Raw genomic sequence first — 1,066 nt, forward strand, 5'->3', positions numbered from 1 at the left:
TGTCGGCGCCCGCGGCGGCGGGCTTGGCGGCACGGGCGGGGCAGCAGCCCACCGGGCAGACCTGGTGGCTGGCCCCCAGGGCACCCAGCGCGCAGGGGGTCACGTCCTGGCCGCGTTCGACGGCCGAGCGCTCCACGACCAGGTCCCGGACCGCGGCGGCGAAGCGGGGGTCGGCGCCCACGGTGGCCGAGCGGCGCACCGGCAGGCCCAGCTCCCCGGCCCGCGCGGTGGCCTCGGTGTCGAGGTCGTACAGGACCTCCATGTGGTCCGAGACGAACCCGATCGGCGCCATCACCACCGCCGGCACGCCGGCCGCGTGCCGCTCCTCGAGGTGGTCGCAGATGTCCGGCTCCAGCCACGGGATGTGCGGGGCACCCGACCGCGACTGGTACACCAGCTGCCAGGGGTGCTCCACGCCGGTGCGCTCGCGCACCGCGTCGGCGACCAGGCGGGCCACCTCCAGGTGCTGGCGCACGTACGCGCCGCCGTCGCCGTGCCCCTCGACGGGGCCGGAGGTGTCCGCGGAGGCGGTCGGGATCGAGTGGGTCGTGAACGCGAGGTGCGCGTGGTCGCGGACGTCCTCGGGCAGCTCGGCGAGCGAGGCCACCACGCCGTCGACCATGGGCTGAACGAACCCGGGGTGGTTGAAGTAGTGGCGCAGCTTGTCCACCCGCGGCACCTCGAGGCCCTCCGCTTCGAGGGTGGCGAGGGCGTCGGCGAGGTTCTCGCGGTACTGCCGGCAGCCCGAGTAGGAGGCGTACGCGCTCGTGGCCAGCACCAGGATCCGCCGGCGGCCGTCGGCGACCATCTCGCGCAGCGTGTCGGTCAGGTAGGGGGCCCAGTTGCGGTTGCCCCAGTACACCGGCAGGTCCAGGCCGTGCTCCGCGAAGTCCTTGCGCAGCGCGTCCAGCAGGGCACGGTTCTGGTCGTTGATCGGGCTGACGCCGCCGAACAGGAAGTAGTGCTGTCCGACCTCCTTCAGCCGTTCCTTCGGGATGCCCCGCCCACGCGTCACGTTCTCCAGGAACGGAACCACGTCGTCCGGGCCCTCCGGGCCACCGAAGGA

1 protein-coding gene is annotated in these 1,066 nt (G+C 73.8%); it reads right to left on the reverse strand.

The genetic code is table 11. The features are described 5' to 3' along the window. A partial coding sequence (locus AQJ30_RS36355) for a ferrochelatase (protein WP_067242514.1) occupies positions 1–1,066 on the reverse strand: 1,066 nt, incomplete at both ends.

Source organism: Streptomyces longwoodensis (genome assembly GCF_001514125.1).
Classification (GTDB): Bacteria; Actinomycetota; Actinomycetes; order Streptomycetales; family Streptomycetaceae; genus Streptomyces; species Streptomyces longwoodensis.